Here is a 19,812-nt window from a genome sequence, read left to right as displayed (position 1 = left end):
TTTTAATTTAATAAGTCAATTAAAACCCAAGGCTTAATCCTAATTGATATGATTTATTATTAGGAGTTGAGTCATGGTCTACTCCCCTATCAAATGATGAATTTGAAGTACCCGAACTTATTTCAGGATCAAATCCGGTGTATTTGGTAAATGTTAAAATATTGCGAGCTGCAAACGTTAATACCACTCGTCTGAAGACTTTATTAGCTATTAACGAGGTAAAATCATACCCTACAGAAAGATTCCTTAATCTGACAAAAGAGGCGTCTTCATAAAAATAGTCTTTAGTTCCATTTCGGGCCGGGCCGTTTCTTGCTCCAAAATAATCGGCATATATGCTTCGGTAATATGCTGTATAGGCTGCTGTTTGGCCATTAATGGTTACCGGTTTATCATAATCACTGCTTATACCATCACGATACATCCATTCTTTGGTTTGGTTATACAAATGACTTCCATGAACCCAGTCGAATTGAAAATTGAATGAAAGATTTTTATAATTAAAGCTATTGATAAATGACATATTGAACTTAGGGTTTGGATCGCCTAATGCGTAAACCTCGTTTGTAAATTGAATACCTTTGGTTGTTTTGTTTACTACTCTGCCATCTACTATTTCATATTGGTTATAATCTGCAGGCTGGATATAAGCAATACCCTCCTGGTTTTTCTGGTCAAGGCTTGTTAGTGCTTTATAGCCGTATATCTGGCCAATTTTTGCCCCGGCAATCAAAACCTCCTGGGTACTGCCAGCTGCGGATGTCAGGATAATTGGCGGGCCGTTTATTTTATCAATTTTTGATGTTTGGTGACTGAAATTGGTAGTTACATTCCAGTTAAAGTCTTTTGCTTTCAACACATTGATATTTATGGATGCCTGGATCCCATTTGATGACATATCAATGGCGTTGGTCTTTAATGTAAGAGGGCCTGTTGATGGTGCAACACTAACATCGTAAATTATATTGGTGCCTTTACGATTCCAATAAGTTACGCTTAAATTAATATCGCTTAGCCAATTCCCGTCAAAGCCTTTAATTCCAATATCGGTACCGGCTTCAAACTCCCGTGATACCTCAACATTCAAATTGGGGTTTTTTTGAGCATTTAGCAGAGCAAATGTTAACGCGTTGCCAACGTTTTTGGGATCTAATGTAGGATATCTGTCAAATGCGCCTGGCTGTATACCTGCTTTGCCATATGCCGCCCTTAATTTAAACTCCGGAATGCGATTGCCCAGGCTACTGTTTCTCCAGAAATCAAATGACGATGGTCTAAAATAGGCATTTGCATTTGGAAAGGTAAAGGGCTTTGAGCCCTGGCCAAATGCAGACGAATAATCACTCCTGAAACCTCCACCGATGCCACCATATTCTCCAATATCAATTTTTTGGTTAACAACGTAGCCATAAGTTACAAAAGGCTCTGTGTAATCCTGGAGTACCTGCTGTGTTTGGGTTTGCTGGAAGTTGTATATCGGGTAACTTGGCAAACTATATCCGTAAGCAAGAAACTGATTAAGATGGTTTTTCCTATAGTCATACTGTAATAAAGTGCTGGTTGTTATAGGAATGTTTAAGTGGAAATCCTTCTCAAAGTCAGTTCTGATAGTGGCCGATCCGTTAAAGTTCTGAAAGGTTGTGTTATTACTTTGCTTATCAACCTCGCCGGTATTATCAGCATTATTGTTTAATGAAACCCAGCTTTCTGTATCATTAGAGTTAGCGTTTCCTGATTGGTTTTGATAAATATAATTTATATCCTGGTGTGTGTTGTTTATGCCATATTTTGCACTCAGTTCAATAAACTTATTGATCTTGTAATCGGCCTGTATGTTTTCAATAATATCTATTCTGTTATCCTTTTTGCTTGCGTATTGTAAATTATAAAAAGGATTGCTTCCGTTAACGCTCACTGTGCCTGAATTTAATGAAAAAGGGTAATTTCCATCAGGTAATTTTTGATTGAAATCATAAAAAGGCGAGGAATTAAGAGCATTAAATATTGCGTTTCCACCAGAGCCAAATGAGGGGTTAAGTGTGTTTTTTGTATATATTAATTGTGTAATTGATCTGATTGTAAATCCTTTAAATTCGGTACCAATATTTGATGTTAAATTGGTCCTGTCATTATATCCATTCCTGACAATATTACTTTCCTGGTGATTGTTGGATAGGGTTAGCGCGTAATCACTTTTTTCCGATCCGCCGGATACTGCTACACTATTGTTCCGTGTGTAGGCCGTGCGGAATAATTGTTGAAGGTGATCATAATATTTAAGATTGGTGCCATATTGCTGATGTGCAGTATTTAATGGATTTGACATTGCTGTTGGATTTCCGTTGCCCGATGGATAAGCCCATGTTATGCCGGGGTAAGTGCCATCTTCATCCAGTTTAATTATATTTCCGCTACCATCTATAAAATTCCCGTTAGCATCAGTTTTAAAACTGCTTAGCTTAGCCTGGTGTATATTGCCGTTATTGATGTAACTACCTGCAGCAACACTGCTCGATAAATCAATCTTAACTTTTCCTAAAGCCCCCTTTTTGGTAAAGATCTGGATTACGCCATTTGCACCCTGGGCACCATATATGGTTGATGCTGCTGCACCCTGTACAACTTCGATATGATCAACAGTTGATTGATCAAGTAAGCTGATATCGGTAGATCTGGATTCAATACCGTCTATCAAAATCATTGGTGAAGTACCGCCTTGTATAGTATTGATACCGCGAAGAACAATATTAGTACGGGCTCCTGGTGTACCATCTACAGACGAGATCTGCGCACCGGCAATTTTCCCCACGAGGGCTTGCTCAATGGAAGCTTGCGGGGAGGGGGGTAAGTTTTTTCCGGAGATGGCTTCAACAGCAATTCCCAGCCTGGCCTTGCTTGTTGCTACTCCCGATCCTGTCACTACCACTTCATTTAATTGTTTGTAGTCATTGGCCAGGGCAATATTAACAACATTGCCGCTGCCAATAGGCACCTCTGTTTTTGCAAATCCAATAAAGGTGAAAACCAGTGTACTGCCTGTTGGGGGTACAGTTAAGGAAAACTTACCAACTCCGGATGTTTGTGTGCCTGTCCGTGTGCCTTTCACGGTAACACTTACCCCGGGTATGGGCAAGCCATCATCTTTACTTGTTACGGTACCTGTGATTGTTCGATTTTGGGCGTAGGCATATTGGCAAAATAATGCCAATAGGATTCCCATTAAGTTTTTGAGAAAACTTTTTTTCATACTTAAATCAGTTATTAGTTAATAATTTGTGCAATTACAAGATATATCGTAACACTCAAAATATTAACTAATAGCTGATTTTTAGTATTATAGCAAAAAGCCGCTTATATTGAAATTGATTTTGTAATTATTGTAATAATATGCCCGATATAATTTGAGAAATTTAATTATGTAATCGATTTAGCTAAAAAAAAGCTTAACTATTGAGACAATATTTAAAAAAAAATTACCAAAAAGAGATTTTTTAAACTTTTGGACGGTTTTTGTTAATGAAAATTTAATATTTATATAATTAATATAAAATTATTGCTATTTATTGTTTTTTTAATCGCAGGAAATTGGTTTTATTTAAAATTATACATTTTTTATCTCTGTTTTTTTTGACGTAAAATGTAGTTCAAGCAAGTTTTTTATATAGAATTGAATGAAATTGATAGGGATAATTTGCCTTTAAGTGTTTTTATCAACAATAAAGCTGCACCTGAGTTGGTTTGAGTAATAGTTATCTGCTAAACTCATTTCGGCATTTTGCCTAACGGTTCATTGATGTAACTATAGTGGTGGGCATTAATACAAACAAAGCCCCTTAGAAATTATCTAAGAGGCTTTTGGTATTTGGAGTTGCGGCCGGTATTTTAGCAACCTGCTCCTTTAAATTAATAGGGGTATTTTGTGGCAAAGGGTTAATAACCCGGATTTTGGTACATTTTTAATGGGTCAAGCTTAACTTCATCAAACGGTATAGGATAGTAGCGATCCTTGGTACTAAAGTTTGATAACAAAGCCGAGCCAAAGTTAGCCTGGGCTTTGCTTTTGAAATAGGTTACCAGCTCATCGGTGGTAAAAGCTCTCAGCAAATCAAACCAGCGGTGGTGCTCAAATGCCAGCTCAACACGGCGTTCATGCAAAATAGCCAGTTTAAGTGTTGGGAAGCTGGTGCTGTAGGCGCTATTGGTCATGGCTACAGCATAAGCAGGTACTCCTGCCCTTGCACGTACCATATCTAAAAACTGGATAGCTGTTGCATTGTCGCCAAGGTCATTATTAACTTCGGCCAGCATTAGTATAACATCTGCATATCTCATCAATACCCAATCGTTACCGCCGTAACCTAATTTGCCAGCTGCATCACTTGCATCCCTGAATTTAGTTACAAACCAGTCTTTAACTATAGGATCATTTGCATATTTAACCGAAAAGTCTTTCCGCGGATCGCCGGTTTCGTACTCGTTGATTAAATCATGTGTAACATTATATCCTGCTCCCGATGAGGCTTTTTGCGAATTGATAGTTTCGCCTTTGGCCTGGTTGTTAGCCGCTATTGATGAACTATAGCTGATATCGCCCTGTTTGTTTACAATCTGGAAGATCAGCTCCGGGCAGGTTGATTTTTTAGTTACATCAAAAACATCGGTATAAGGAATGCTCTTTAGTTCGCCAAATGTGCGCATGTTGTAGGCGTTCATCAGGTATGTTTTGGCATTGGTAAGGTTAGTTTGGCGGTTAGCCTGATCTAACGTAGTAGCCATTGTTAAGTACACCTGGCCCAGCAATACATTGGCTGCTGCTTTTGATACCCTGCCAATATTGGCACCGCTTTGCAGGTTAGGCAACGGACTGTTGTTTATTACATCGGTTAAATCTTTTACAATCTGTGCATATACGGTAGCCTGTTTTTCGCGGAAAGTTGCTGCTGCAACTTCTGTAGATGCCAATTGTTTGGTCACCAATGGCACATCGCCCCAAAGGCGAACCAGGTGAAAATACATCATCGCGCGTAAAAATTTAGCTTCGGCGGTATACTGTAATTTCAAATTAGGATCTGTAAAAGATACGGCATCAATATGCGATAATACCACGTTGGCACGGGTAACAGTTGCATATAAAGATACCCAGTGGCTTTTTAAATAAGTGTTACTTGCAATCAGCGAGAAATTATTGAACTGGAACGGCTCGCCGGCGTTTGACTGGTTATCGTTTGTTCCGGTATCGTCAGAGCGCTGATCTGTCCACAGGTCGCTGCTTTCGCCAATATTATTACCACTGCGTAATGATTGGTAAATACCATTTACTGCTAATAATATATCATTGGGCGATTTAAAATTGTCATCGACGGTAACGGCATTTGGATTGTTTTGATCCAAAAAATCTTTTTTACATGCCGGGCTTATGGCTACAAATGCTGCAAGGCAAATGATGGCTATTAATTTTTTCTTCATCTCTATATTCTTGTTAAAAAAAACCATTAGAAAGTAACATTTACACCTAAATTATATGACCTAACCAATGGATAAGTACCATAATCAATTCCAGGTGCAAGGTTGGCTGGTTGTGTATTATTTGATGCCGCGCCAGAGTAGTTGTAATCAACCTCTGGGTTATAACCTTTGTATTTGGTAATAGTAAAGGCATTTACTACACTGGCAAATAAACGTGCTTTGCTAATACCCAGGGTATTTTGTAAAAAACCAGGAAGGGAGTAGCCAACGGTTAAATTGGTACAACGCAGGAACGAACCACTTTGCAGGTAAAATGTAGATAAACGGGTGCTGTTACTTTGAGTACCACCACGTGATGCACGGTAAACTTTTCCGGCGCCAGGGTTTTCGGCATTTCTGTAACGATCGGCAACATCGGCATATTGGTTACCGGAACCTTCCATGTTGTACAGGTAATAATCCTGGCCATCCAGTATTTTATTGCCTTGAGAGCCATTAAAGGATGCACTGATATCAAACTTTTTGTAAGTACTGTTTAAGGCAAAACCATAAGTGAAATTGGCATAAGGAGAACCGATAACTGTTTTATCAGCATCAGTTATTTTGCCATCGCCATTGGTATCAACAAAATACAGGTCGCCTGGTTTAACCGGATTGGTTGATGAAGCGGATGGGGCAACTTTGCTGATATTTTCAGGAGTTACTATGCCGCCCACTTTAAAGCCATAAAACATACCCACTGGCTGGCCCTGTGTGGTGATGTTGGTTAAGTAAGAGCGCTCTGCACCGTTAATGATGATGGTATTGTTACCCGGTAGTTTCACTACTTTATTACGGTTAAGCGAAATGTTACCGCTTACATTAAAGGTGAAATCCTTTGACTTCACTATTCTGCCATCAAGCTGAAGATCAAATCCTGTATTGCGGATCTTTGAATCGTGCAGATTGGTAAGGATGGTGGTGTTACCTGAAATAGCCGAGATTGGCTGATTATATAACAGGTTATAAGAGTAGCTTAAATAATAGTTGGCGATGATAGACAGGCGGCCATTAAACAAGCCGATATCGGTACCAAAGTTATATTGTGAAGTTGACTCCCAGCTTAATTTCTGATCGCCTATAGGGCCTGCGTAAGTAGCCGTATTAACGGTGTTGTTGCCGAAAACCACACCTGTAGGGCTGGCAAGTGTTTGTTGATAACCATAGTTTGGAATGTTGTAATTACCGCTTAATCCCCAGCTTGCGCGGATTTTAACGGTTGACTGATCGCCAAGGAAGTTGTGATAAAACGGCTCTTCAGATACGTTCCATCCGGCAGCAACCGATGGGAAATAGCCATATTTGTTTAACGGGCCAAAACGTGATGAACCATCGGCACGGAAAGAGCCTGTTAAAAAGTATTTACCGGCGTAATTGTAGTTAACACGGCCAAGGTATGATAGTAAGGTATTAACAGATTTACCAGTATTTGAGTTTAATGTAAACAGACTGGCATCGGCACCTTTTGATGTAATTTCCTGAATATTATCATTCTGGAACCCTTTTGCAGAAACACTGATCAAATCGCTGGTTGTTTTTTGCGCGGTATAACCAGCCAAGGCGTCAATGTGATGTTTACCAAACTGCTTGTTGTAATTTAAAGTAAACTCGGCCAGGCGATCTAACTGTGTAATAGTTTGGGCTGTTGCCGTTGCAGCAGCTATTGATTGTGTTGATCCCGGAGGGAAAGCACCGCTGCTTAGGTTGGTTGGCAGGTAGTAATCATATTTTTCATTGTAGGTTTGCGTACCTAAATTGGCTTTAGCATTAAAGCCGGGCAATATGTTGTAAACTATGTTTGCATTATAAGTACTGCGATAGCCTTTGCGGGTAATTTTCGTACGCTCGGCCAGGGCAACCGGGTTTTCGATGGACTGGTAGCCGTATGCTGCCGACTGTGAAGCTTCTGCATTGGTAGCCAATGAGCCATCGGGATTATAAGCCGGTAAATATGGCATATATATAAGGGCGCCAAGAACCGGTCCGTGGTCAAAACGACCTTCCTGAACTTCTTTATTGGTGTTTTGAGTGTAGGCAACATTGGCTCCAACGTGTAATCTTTTACTTATGTCACCTTCAATATTGGTGCGAAAGTTAACGCGCTGCTGCCCTGTGGTATGTATAATACCATCCTGGTTTTGATATGCTCCGCTTACATAGTAATTGAAGCCGTTTGAAGCGCCAGAAAATGCCAGGTTATGTTTTTGAAAAAAAGCGTTGTGGTACAATTCATCCTGCCAATCGGTATTCACGGTTTGGTGAATTAATGATTGGTCGGCAAAATTATATAACCCGTCAGGAATACTTACACTGCCGGCATTGCTTACATTGGCAATACGGGTAGCATTGTTGTCAGAATACATGGCATCATTCCAAATGTGGCCTGTATTAACCCACAGGTCATGATAAGTGTTATTGCGGCCATCAATTACCAGTTGGGCAGCCTGGTCTGAGTTTAAAAGCTTTACCTTTTTTGCCAGCTGGTCCATACCCGTTTGTACGCTGTATTCAAATTTACCTTTACCTTCTTTGCCATGTTTGGTAGTTATTAAGACAACACCGCCAGATGCGCGTGAACCATAAATGGCAGCCGAAGCAGCATCTTTCAAAATGTCGATACTTTCAACATCATCCGGATTGATGAAAATGTCATTACCTGCAGGGTAACCATCTATAACATATAAGGGATCAGAACTGGCACTGAATGAACCAACTCCCCTAACCCTTATTTTGGGGCTTGTGTATGGTGCGCCACTTGTTTGCGATACCTGAACACCAGAAACCTTGCCTACTAATGCCTGCCCAAGTGATGGAGCAGATAAGTTAAGATCGCTTGATTTAACGCTGGATATGGAACCGGTAACATCGCTTTTGCGAATGGTTTGGTATCCAATGGCAACAACTTCGTTAAGCATGTTTGCTTTAGGCATCAACTTAACGTTAATCGTTTCTGAGCTTCCAACGGTAACTTCCTGCTGCGTATAGCCAATAAAGTTAAATACCAGTACTGTGCCTTCATTTGCAGCTATGCTGTATTTACCTTTGGCATCGGTTGCCGTACCTTTATCACTGTTTTTTATCCTTACAGATACGCCCGGTAAAGGCTGGTTGGTTTCGTCGGTTACGGTACCAGATATTTGAATTGCCTGGTTAATCGCAATTTTAATGGGGGTTGCAGCGTTTGAGTTAAACGCGGGTGCCATGATCATGAGGCAGATAAAAGGTTTTAGCAAAAACCTTTCAAAAAGACCACGGGTAATCTTTTTATTCATATTTTTAAAAGTTGATTGTTAGAAAACGATAATAAAGCTTTCGACCGCTTTTTAGTTATTTGACAATTATTTCCGGGACCGTTTGAATGTTAGCGCATTCAGCGGTTCTTAAATTTATCGCCGGTTCGATGTTAAGTTTAAATTAATGTTACATAGGCGTTTAAATTAAATATGCTGCAGTTTTAATATTATCATAATCGTTATTACTTTATGATAAAATAATATTAATTAGATGTTATTAATATTGTGATGTTGGCAACAAAATTAAGCCAACTATCTTAAGCCGGAGATACTTAAAAGTTAAGTTTACGTTAACAAAAAATGCCGGGCGTTACGTCCGGCATTTCAGTTTTTTAAGCGTTTTGGGCGGCTGTTACCAGGTAGTTTTGGTAAAGTTTACGTTGTTTTTGCGCGATGATGTTACCGCAATGCCGTTTTCATTATCGCCAATAAAAGAGAAGCCTTCCAGCTCATCGCCCCTGTCAATATGGTCAATTTGGTTGACCATTACTTGTTTACCGGTTTCAACAGATTTTTTAAGATCGATATAAGTAAAGCGCCATTGCCGCCCTTCAATTTTATTTTGGATAAGTACCAGCATGCCATTTTTGGCTATCCAATGCAGGTTTTGCACCCATGGGGTGCATGTAAACTTTTTGTAAAGTACCCCTTCAGCTTTTGAATTTGAAGTTTTGGCTAGTTTTTCGGGGTCATATAATCTTACCTCATTACCGTGGTCGCCATAATCAGCGGTAGCTATATACCATTTATTATTATACTTAACATATTCGGGGCGGGTGCCTTGTATACAGGCATCATCATCAATAGTATTTAATAAGTTGCCATCAAGCGTGCCCGTTTTTAACAGCCCTTTCCAATCTACACAATATATTACGGCCTTCCATTTTGTACCCTCTGCATTAAGGCGGATGGAGTTACCAATAAAAGTTGGTCCGGTTCCATTATAGGCAATTCCTGTGGGGTGATTAATTACATCGTTACCGTTCATGGTCAGCTTAATTTCTTTGTGCTGATAAACCAGGCTATCGTTTTCCATTTTAAATTCGCGGATCATACCCACTTCGCGATCGCCATATAAAAAAATACGCCCTTTTTGATATGATATGCCCTGGCAGGCCCCTAAAGAATCAACAGTGATTGTACGGCTAAGCTGCTGATCAACGGTGGAGGTTACTAAAGAGCCAATACCTAAGGCTGCGGCTAATATGGTTAGTGTTAATTTTTGCATGTTTATGAATTTTAACGGGGATCAAGCGGTTCGTCGGCATCTATTTGTTTCGCTTCTTCCACCGGATAATACTCTACTTCGGTTTCTGAGTTGCGTTTATCTAATTTATAAGGCACATATTTTAGCTCCTTCTCGCATCTCTCGGCCATGTGCATTATAAAATCAGTTTGTGATTTATCGGTAACAACAATGCCGGGTTTATTGGCCGGGATACCATATTTGTATATCAGCCTTGCACTGTTGCGCATATTGGTGGTGGTGTGCCTTGCGTGTGGTTCAATAATAATGGCGCTTTCGGGCACATGCAGTACTTTCATGAGGTATACTTTCATTTCGGCCGCCTCGTTGAATTTTGTTTTATATGGATGCACATTACCTCCCGAAACAATGATCAATGGCGCTTTGCCCAACCTGTACTCCTGCTCGGCAAGCCTGCAGCGCAGCATTCCCTCTACGCTTAATGGAGATGTTAGGTTATCCGGGCCTGCTCCTGGCACAAGGATGTTTGAGTACGGGAAACCGGCCCATTTAATGGTCTTTATTTTATCAACCGCTGCTTTGTTAACGGTTAATTCCATTGGCTCGTAATGAGCGGGGTCCTGCCGTTCATTAATTTGCAGATAAAGCAATGCGGCCTGTAGTGAGGGCTCAAAAAACAATTTAGTGTTTTTAACATCGCCTATTAAAGCGGCATTAAAATCATACATTAAAATATAGTATTGTTTTGCATGTACGTTGTAGCTTATAGAATCTATTGCAGGGTAATTGGGCTTATCACCTTCGGCATAAACGCCTATGGTATAGTTTATAGCTGTCGCATCCTGCTCCCAGGCTTTAACCAATAGTTGCGCTGGTGTCAGGGTTTTATAAAGGCTGTAAGCACCAGATGGTATTAACCGGGTTTTAACCAACCTATCCAAAGAGTTACCGGGCTTATAGAGTAAAGTAAGCTGACTGCCAACTGCTGCTATATCTTCGGCAGATAGTTTTACCTGGGCTATAAGGCATGCCGCATCCTTGCAATCGGTAAGTGAAGTGTTTAGGGTCTTGAGTTTGTTTTGGGTGATTTTTGTGAGTTCTGCATCATTTTTAAGCAGGGCGCTTACCTCTTTGTCCTCCTCAAATAAAGTAAGCAGGTAATAATTCTTGGTTTTTATGTAATCTGTGGGAGTACTTAAATTTTTGTTTGCGCCAGCTACCTGTGCATAACTACTGAACCCTGAAAGGCACGTCAGCACTATAAAAAAAAGTTTGTTCATATAAAATTTGTGTGTGTTGCAAATAACGCACTCCTAAATAAACTGCAGGTTAATAAATGGTTTCCTGTAATAGAATATTGGTAGTGTTTGTGAGTTTTTGCATAGTGCGTCATCGCTTTTAGGTTTTTCTGGGCGGTTTGTGAGGTGTTGCGCTATGAATTAACTATTAATTCGTTATAATTTATTTCCTTATAGTTAAAAATGGCTGTGTTTATAACTATTGGTTACTGCAAGGAATATAAAAATTTAAAAATTTGGTTATCAGTTTTCATAGTGCTAATTTTAAATGAAAAAGGTGTAGTGTGTAACTAAGTGCTTTAAAATAAGGTAATTAATTAAACAACTAATCATGGATATAATCGAAGAAAACACACCGGATGGATTCATCGGCGGTGGAGACACTGGAGATAATTCTCCAGACGAGAATGTAACTAATGATGCTCTTGATACAGGAACACCAATTGGTATTTCAGAAGAGCAGGATGTAAACGAAATTGCGCCAAGTTTGGCCATGGAAAGTAGCTTGAGGGATAAAAACACCCCTATTGGCCGAAGTTGATCCTATTGGTTGCATAATTTTACAGGCTTATCCGGAACCCGAAATTGAATTGGAATATGGGTATCCGCTAACTTATATCTTACAGAACAGGGAATTCTGGTTCTGATAAGAGATGGGAGAAGGCATTTTTGACCTGTTTTTATCTTGTTAACTGTGCTTTATGCAAATGCAATCCTATAGAAAAACCGCTTTTATTTGCCTACTGCTAAGTAGTGCAATCATTGCTTATGCGCAAGATAAAGGAAAGGCATTATTAAAATCACTGGTTGAAAATCCGGGCGATGATACCGCGCAAATTGCTGTACTTGTTAAAAAAAGCATGGAAGTGCAGTCCTTTAACCCAGATAGCGCCTTAATTTATGCAGAGCAAGCCCTTACCATTGCCCGTAATACAAAACATAAGGCCGGCGAGGCCAACAGCTTAAACCGGCTGGGTGTTGTGTTGTGGAAAAATGGCAAATATGATCGTGCCCTAAAATTTTTACTTAGTGCTTTAAAGATAAGAGAAGAAAGTAACGACCGCCCCGGTGAGTTAGCCTGCCTCAATAATATCGGTATTATTTATTCAGATCAAAACGATAATACCAAGGCGTTATATTACCACTTTAAGGCGAAGGCCATTGCAGAATCACTTCACAATAAAAAATTCCTGAGCATTGTACTATCCAATATAGGTAACTGTTACATTAAACTCAATAAAGTAAATTTAGCCCTGGGTTATGAAATGCGCGCCTATGAGTTACAGCAAAGTATAGGTGCCCCCGAAATGCTGCCCAATACCCTATCCATTTTAGGCGATATTAATTATAAAATGAAACATCAGGCACTCGCGCTTGATTACTACAGATTAAGCATTGTTTATGCTAATAAGAATAACGACCAAAGCAGTCTTGCTGATACTTATAACAGTATTGCTGTGCTCTATAAAAACATTAATAAAATAGACTCCAGCGTGTATTACGCTAAAAATGCACTGGAGGCAGCAAAGAAAGCCAAGTATCCAATAGCTATTTATAGCGCAAGTAATTTGCTTACTCAAATATATCAGCAATCCAATGAGCATCTGGAGTTGTTATATCTAAAAACGGCAATGGCGGCAAAGGATAGCATGTTTAATGTGGAGAAAGTTAAGCAAATACAAACCCTTAGTTTTAATGAGGCAGCCCGGCAACAGGAAATAGCAGAAGAAAAGAAACGGGAGGCAGACGAAAGATTGGTGGATTTGCAGCTTATAGGTATTGCTATATTTATTCCCTTTTTCTTTTTGATATTGCTGGTACTTAGTAAAGGCCGAACTCACCGCAAGGTAATCGAGTATATGGGGATCCTTTCGTTGTTACTTGTTTTTGAATTTATTACGCTTTTTATCCATCCGTTTGTACAGCGTATCAGTAACCATTTGCCCATATTGGAGTTGTTTATCCTGGTTATCCTCGCTTCTATCCTTGCACCGCTACACCATAGGCTTGGAGGTTGGATGCGTAAAAAATTGGTTCATATTGAAGTGCCCCATAAACCATCAGCGGCCGAAAACAAGCCTGTTGATACCAAAGCAGGCAGTGATTTGAAGAAATGAAATTGTGAGGCATTTAAGTGGATCTGTCTGATGGAATTTAATCCCATTTATTGTTGCTGTATCGCGGGCTATGGAGGTAAAATCCACAATACAACCCAAATAACTCATTTAATGATATCTCTTGGCAAGAGACGCGCATTTGTAATTAATTTGTAAGCATCGAAAATTAATTCGCTTACTTACATAGAAGTAAGTAACATTGCGTCGTTAAAAAAATATATAATAGTAAATGGACTCCGCATTACATACCCGCGATAAGATTGTTGAATTAGGAAGGAATTATATTTTGACGATAGGCTATCATGCATTTAATTACAAGCAGATAGCTACAGCGTTAAATATTAAAAATGCAGCCATTCATCATTATTATCCTTTAAAAGAAGATTTGGGTTTGGCTGTTATTGAAAAGGACAGGCAGGAGTTTGTAAATATGATAAGGCTTACAGCCAACGGCGATCCATTGCTGGGGCTTGAGGCCTTACTTGATTGTTATGACAGGTATTTTAAAGATGGGCATAAACTATGCCTGGTAGGTACTTTTTGCTCAGCCTATCATGATGTGTCTGAAAAATTACAAATTGCCTCGGCCCAGTATTTAAACGTTATATGCACCTGGCTTACAGAAGTAATGCAGGCCGGATTAGAATCCGGGAGGTTTAATTTTGAAATTACAGCTCAGGAAATGGCCAACAATTGGGCTGCAATACTGCCGGGATCATTACAGATAGGGCGTGTACAGGGCGAAGAATACTTTTACCAGGTGATGGATAGCCTGCGAAAGTCGTTAAAAACGAAATAAAAAAAATTTAATTGCAATACTTGCTTATATGTAAGTAAGTAATAATATCAATCACTAAACATAAAAAAACAACAATATGAAAAAGATCATCCTAACAGGAAGCAGTAGCGGTTTCGGACTTCAGGCAGTAAAAACACTGGCCGCCAAAGGGCACACAGTATATGCTACCATGCGTAATATAGCGGGTTCAAACTCGGTGCCAGCCGGCGAATTAAAACAATGGGCTAAAGAAAATGGCGCAACAGTTGAGGTTATTGAGCTTGATGTAACCAATAATGACTCTGTTAAAAGAGCCATTGCCGAGATCAGTGAAAAATCGGGCGGAGTTATTGACGTATTAATCAATAACGCGGGCCTTTCCTACTTAGGGCTTGGAGAAGCGCTGTCAATTGAACAAACCGAACAGTTGTTCCAGGTTAACACCATTGGTCCCGAACGGATGATGAAAGCGGTATTGCCGTTTATGCACAAACAGAAGGATGGTTTAATAATCAACATCACCAGCGTTCAGTCAAGGCATTATATTCCTATTTTAACTACTTATAACGGCACTAAGGCAGCGTTGGATGCACTTTCTGTAGGTTATCATTATGAACTGAAATCCTCAGGTATTGATGTGGCTACTATTCAGCCGGGAGCTTATCAAACAACTGACATTACAACCAAATCATTACAGCCTAATAATATTGCTGTTGAGGCATCATATGGAGAAGATATCCTCAACTATAAAAAAGGAGTAATTCAATACTTTGATCCAACACCGGAAAGCCGTGACCCACAGGAAGTGGCCGATGCTATGTTGGCATTAGTTGAATTGCCCCAGGGACAAAGGCCATTGTTTACCGTTGTTGGCGGCGGCCCGCAAACCGCAAATTTTGAAAAAGTAAATAACCTGATTCAGGAAATAGTAGAAATAAGCATGGGTATCCGTAAAAATGGATAATCACCAATTTAGTGTAAAGCAGTATACTCAAATGCTGCTTTACACTAAATTTATAAGGCGCGAAAATGCGCTGTTGTCGGGGGAATTTTCTGCACGATAATTCATGCCTTGGGCGGTACTTACAGAAGCTGTGATTTTATAATATCTTTATTCCCCAAATGAAATTATCAGTATCTAACCAGAGCACGGGCGGCGATCTGTTGCTGCTCAATAACGAAATAGATTTTGACCGCCTGTTTTACACACGCGATCAAGACAATAAATATTTCACTATAGCCTGGAACCGCGGCGAAAAGCAAAGCGTAAGCATTGATGGTTCGGCGTATGATTTTAAGCCGCAAACTATATTGCCGCTGATGTTCAATCAGTCATTTTATTTTGAACGCCCTGCCGATATTGTGGCCTGGCAGTTTAATCGCGAATTTTATTGTATTGTTGATCATGACTCGGAGGTGAGCTGCGTAGGCTTTTTATTTGGCATGAATGATAATGTGTTCATTGATTTGGATGAGGATACCCAACGCAAACTGCAGTTATTGCTGGATGTTTTTGTTGAAGAGTTGAATACGAATGATGGTATTCAAAACGATATGTTGCTGATGCTGTTAAAACGACTCATCATCATGGTCACCAGGCTTGCCAGGGCAGGCAGTTTCCCGGATGTAAAACTGAATGATGACCGCTTCCATATTTTGCGGAAATTTAATTTGCTGGTTGAAATGAACTTTCGCACACAGCATAGTGTAAGCTATTATGCCGAACAGTTAAACAGATCACCAAAAACCTTATCAAACCTTTTTGCACTATATAATCACAAAACCCCCATCCAGATAATCCAGGAGAGAATCCTGATAGAAGCTAAAAGATTGCTGTTTTACACCGATAAATCGGCCAAGCAAATTACGTATGAACTGGGGTTTGACGACGCGGCCTATTTTAGCAACTATTTTAAAAAACATACTTCTTTTTCGCCATCGGAGTTCAGGAGCAATAAAAAAATGGCATCCATAGGGAAATAATTACAAGTCATCGGGAAGTATGCCCATTCCGCCGCTGCAGGAGTTAGCGCACCTTTGTATCGTTGATTCGAACATTAAAAATCAACAGACAAAAACATGAAAACTCAATCACTGAAAAACAAATTAAAAAGCGGACTATTTGCCTCAGCTATTATTTTATCAACCATTATTGGCTCAGCTACAACAGCAGCAGCACAAACCGTAAAAAACGTTGTGCTGGTACATGGCGCCTTTGCCGATGGCTCTGGCTTTAAAGGATTATATAATATACTTACAAAAAAAGGGTACAATGTTACCGTTGTTCAAAACCCCTTAACATCGCTTAAAGATGATGTTGACGCCACCAACCGGGCAATTGACAAACAAGACGGACCGGTAATATTGGTAGGTCACTCCTGGGGAGGCACTGTAATTACAGAGGCCGGCATAAACCCCAAAGTAGTTGGCCTGGTTTATATAGCTGCCTTTGCGCCTGATAAAGGTGAAACAACCCTACAATGGGCTCAGTTATTACCAACATCGGTAAACGGCATATTGCCTCCTGATGATAAAGGCGTAATTTACTTTGCAAAAGATCAATTTCACGCTGGTTTTGCTGCCGATTTAAGCAAGGAGGAAGCCGACTTTATGTATGCTTCACAAGGCCCTATCTTTGTACAGGCTTTTGTAGCGCCGGTTACTGAAGCAGCCTGGAAAACAAAACCGAGCTTTGCCGTAGTAGCTACTGAAGATAAAGCCATCAACCCAGATACAGAACGCAAGATGTACAAACGTGCCGGCGCCAAAGTAACAGAAATAAAAGGCAGTCACGTGGTATTTATTTCGCAGCCAGATGCCGTTGCTAAAGTTATCATTGAAGCAGCCACTAAAGCAGGTGCAGTAAAATAAACTGTAGGATATATTTATTCGAAAGCCCCCTATACCGTTCAAGGTATAAGGGGCTTTTGAATTTTCGGAAATTTAATAGCCGGGGTTCTGAACAAGTTTATTATTTATTGCATTTCTCCGGAATGGAATTGCACAAATCAGCCTGTTCTGCTTTATCTTGCGGCAAATACTTAACAAAATTTCAGTTTTGTTTTCTCATTACATCTTTTATAAAAAGCGCAATTTCATGATCCGGCGAGTTTTAATATCCCTTTTGGTTCTTCTGCTATTTTTTCACGGGGCAGGCTTTTCTTATCCCAATAGAAACGATGCCATAAAGCACGATTTTAAGGCTAAAACGATTACGATCACCGTTCCGGATAAAAATCTGTCTATCCTGATTGATTACTCATCGGGTTGTGTAATTAAACAACTAAATATAAAAGGCATTAACACATTATCTCCCATGGGGATATATACCGGCATCGAAACGAAAAACAGCTCTTTTTCTTCGGATAATCACTTGAGCGATGTAAAAGTAACTGAGATAGGGAATAAAATTAGTTTAACGGGGATAAGCTATGGCGATGACAATATTGCTGTAAAAGAAGAGTGGGATTTTGAATTACACGGTGATAAAATCCGTTGGGACATTACCCGGGAGTACGATAAGGCCGCGGGTTTAGAAGATATGGCTTTCCCCAAATGGAACTTTGCCAATCTTTCTGTTTGGAAGGGGGGCATCATAGATAACGGAGGGATGGTTTGGTGTAAATACCTTCGCAAAAAAGATGATACCTACGGCGTTCATACAGGCGGGGTAACTTTCTGGAACGCGAAATCGGGGGATGCATTGTGTATAAACGCCATACCCGGGAAAGGAAACGTAATCGCTTCCAAGTACTCGCACGGGGCGAAAGATGAATTTTCTCTTACGCAATTAGTAACGGGTGAACCCTTACAACAGCGGTACAACTTAAGCAGGTTTGTGGCGCAGCGGTACAATGTATTTGCTCCTTTTAAAATAGAAAAAGGAAAAGTAGCCGTACATTATGAACTGCAATATGTTGACTATTTTAAAAAATACTCTCGTGGCAAGCTTCCGGGTGTTGATGCTGCAGCGGTACGGGAGCTGCTGAACACCACCGCGCGGTATGGTGTTGTAGATAATAATATTGTGGGAGGAAACGGTTGGCTCAGTAACTGGAAATGCTTACATGAGCCTTTTTTTGCGCAGATAGGCATGGCGGTTGACGATAAAAATTACACCGCCAATATATCGGCAACGCTTGATCAGGAACGTGACCAGGCCATACTTGCCGATGGACGGGTATTATCCCGCTGGCACAATGAGCCGGGCGATGAAATACCCGGCACATACAATGCCCAAACGGGCTATTATGAAGCGATGTGGGGTTATACGGTTGACTCACAAACTGGTTATGTGATCAACACAAGTGAACAATTTGATATTAACGGCAACGTAACCTGGCTCAAAACCCACCAGGCAAGTTGTGAAAAAGCGCTGGACTGGCTAATTAAACGTGACTCGGATAAAAACGGCATCTTTGAAATGGTAAACAATAACATAGCCGAACAAAAGGCCAGCGACTGGCTGGATATTGTTTATGCAGGTTATGAAAACGCCTTTGTAAATGCACAGCTGTATGAGGCATTAAATTTATGGGCCAATTGCGAAAAAGTAATGGGTAATCAACAAAAATCCGGTTACTACTCGGCTGTAGCGCAACGCCTCAAAACGGCCTTTAATAAGCCGGTTGAAGAAGGCGGCTTTTGGTTGCCTGCCAAAAAGCAATATGTGTACTGGCGGGATAAAGATGGTTCTGTACACGGCGATAACCTGGTTACCCCGGTAAATTTCGCAGCAATTGCGTTTGGTTTATGCGATGATCCGGAGCGAATATCTCTTATCCTTGATCAAATAGAGCAACGGACCCAGGCCGAAAATTTGTTTCACTGGCCCTTGTGTTTCGATTCATTTAAAAGGGCTGAAGTACAGCAGGGAAACTGGCCGTTCCCTAAATATGAAAACGGGGATATATTCCCTACGTGGGGTTATCTCGGCATCAGGGCCTATGCCAAATACAACAAAACCATCGCTCTTAAATATATCACCAACATTCTGGAACAGTACAAAAAGGACGGTCTTTCGTCTCAGCGATATAGCAGGGTAACCCAGTTGGGCCAGGGAGATGATATTTTAGCAGGCATTTGCACCTCTATCACGGCACTGTACCGGGATATTTACGGCATCAGGCCCATGTGGAACAGGATGGGCCTGGAGCCCCATATGATTAAAATGCTGGATGGAACACAGTTTTCTTATACTGTCCGCGATACTGCGTATCAAATTAAACTCAGCGTTAATGATTATGAAATGCGCGGCAAAGCATTTTCAGTTCGCAGCAATGAAAGCTTTGGCGCATCGATGACTGGAGGCAAACTAACGTATTTTCATCACAACAGCGACAGCTTGCTTTTGCAGGTAGCGGGCAAGTCTGCTCGTATTGATATGAAAATTAATTCCTGGGAAATGAAGAAAACCGCCTGGACCGTGACATCAAAAGGCAAATACATATTTACTATTACGGGATTTATACCAGGACAGGGCTACCATGTAAGGATAAACAATTCCAATCAACGCGTGGAAGCTAAAAATGATGGCAGCCTTTCCATTAGTAAAATTTGTAATTCAAATACTCAATTTATTGTTAGCACTGAGGAGTAGTGGTTCTTGAGAGGG

Annotated in this window: 12 protein-coding genes; 7 read left to right on the top strand and 5 right to left on the bottom strand. The window is 40.3% G+C overall.

Annotation, left to right across the window (positions count from 1 at the left end; all coding sequences use genetic code 11):
* Positions 1–19: 19 nt before the first annotated feature.
* From Q0R88_RS22495 to Q0R88_RS22475, 5 genes are all read right to left on the bottom strand, one after another.
* Positions 20–3,247 (bottom strand): SusC/RagA family TonB-linked outer membrane protein, encoded by a 3,228-nt coding sequence (locus Q0R88_RS22495; protein ID WP_295720668.1) that lies wholly within the window; start codon positions 3,245–3,247, stop codon positions 20–22.
* A 683-nt stretch (positions 3,248–3,930) separates the two neighbouring features.
* Complete coding sequence (locus Q0R88_RS22490) at positions 3,931–5,466, bottom strand: RagB/SusD family nutrient uptake outer membrane protein (RefSeq protein ID WP_295720667.1); 1,536 nt, start codon at positions 5,464–5,466, stop codon at positions 3,931–3,933.
* A 26-nt stretch (positions 5,467–5,492) separates the two neighbouring features.
* On the bottom strand, positions 5,493–8,777 hold the full coding sequence (locus Q0R88_RS22485) for a TonB-dependent receptor (protein ID WP_295720666.1): 3,285 nt from the start codon (positions 8,775–8,777) through the stop codon (positions 5,493–5,495).
* Between the two features lie 373 nt (positions 8,778–9,150).
* Positions 9,151–10,026 carry a hypothetical protein gene (locus Q0R88_RS22480; protein WP_295720665.1) on the bottom strand — a complete coding sequence of 292 codons (876 nt, stop codon included), beginning with the start codon at positions 10,024–10,026 and terminating at the stop codon, positions 9,151–9,153.
* Positions 10,027–10,037: 11 nt separating this feature from the next.
* Positions 10,038–11,285: a YdcF family protein gene (locus tag Q0R88_RS22475; RefSeq protein WP_295720664.1), complete on the bottom strand. Its 1,248-nt coding sequence runs from the start codon at positions 11,283–11,285 to the stop codon at positions 10,038–10,040.
* 349 nt (positions 11,286–11,634) lie between these two features.
* On the opposite strand from Q0R88_RS22475, the gene Q0R88_RS22470 reads away from it, so the two are divergent.
* From Q0R88_RS22470 to Q0R88_RS22440, 7 genes are all read left to right on the top strand, one after another.
* On the top strand, positions 11,635–11,844 hold the full coding sequence (locus Q0R88_RS22470; protein WP_295720663.1) for a hypothetical protein: 210 nt from the start codon (positions 11,635–11,637) through the stop codon (positions 11,842–11,844).
* Between the two features lie 166 nt (positions 11,845–12,010).
* Positions 12,011–13,420, top strand: a complete 1,410-nt coding sequence (locus Q0R88_RS22465) for a tetratricopeptide repeat protein (protein ID WP_295720662.1) — start codon at positions 12,011–12,013, stop codon at positions 13,418–13,420.
* A 229-nt stretch (positions 13,421–13,649) separates the two neighbouring features.
* The gene (locus Q0R88_RS22460; protein ID WP_295720661.1) at positions 13,650–14,219 is read left to right on the top strand and encodes a TetR/AcrR family transcriptional regulator; all 570 of its coding nucleotides are present in this window, start codon (positions 13,650–13,652) and stop codon (positions 14,217–14,219) included.
* A gap of 76 nt (positions 14,220–14,295) precedes the next feature.
* Positions 14,296–15,162 carry an SDR family oxidoreductase gene (locus tag Q0R88_RS22455; protein ID WP_295720660.1) on the top strand — a complete coding sequence of 289 codons (867 nt, stop codon included), beginning with the start codon at positions 14,296–14,298 and terminating at the stop codon, positions 15,160–15,162.
* Positions 15,163–15,320: 158 nt separating this feature from the next.
* Positions 15,321–16,181 (top strand): helix-turn-helix domain-containing protein, encoded by an 861-nt coding sequence (locus Q0R88_RS22450; protein WP_295720659.1) that lies wholly within the window; start codon positions 15,321–15,323, stop codon positions 16,179–16,181.
* Between the two features lie 96 nt (positions 16,182–16,277).
* Complete coding sequence (locus Q0R88_RS22445; RefSeq protein ID WP_295720658.1) at positions 16,278–17,069, top strand: alpha/beta hydrolase; 792 nt, start codon at positions 16,278–16,280, stop codon at positions 17,067–17,069.
* A 253-nt stretch (positions 17,070–17,322) separates the two neighbouring features.
* Positions 17,323–19,797 carry a hypothetical protein gene (locus tag Q0R88_RS22440; RefSeq protein ID WP_295720657.1) on the top strand — a complete coding sequence of 825 codons (2,475 nt, stop codon included), beginning with the start codon at positions 17,323–17,325 and terminating at the stop codon, positions 19,795–19,797.
* Positions 19,798–19,812: the final 15 nt, after the last annotated feature.

Source organism: Mucilaginibacter sp., from assembly GCF_025362475.1.
In the GTDB taxonomy this organism is placed as follows: Bacteria; Bacteroidota; Bacteroidia; order Sphingobacteriales; family Sphingobacteriaceae; genus Mucilaginibacter.
The sequence above is the reverse complement of the archived record's forward strand: the minus strand, read 5'-3'. Positions and strand labels throughout refer to the sequence as shown.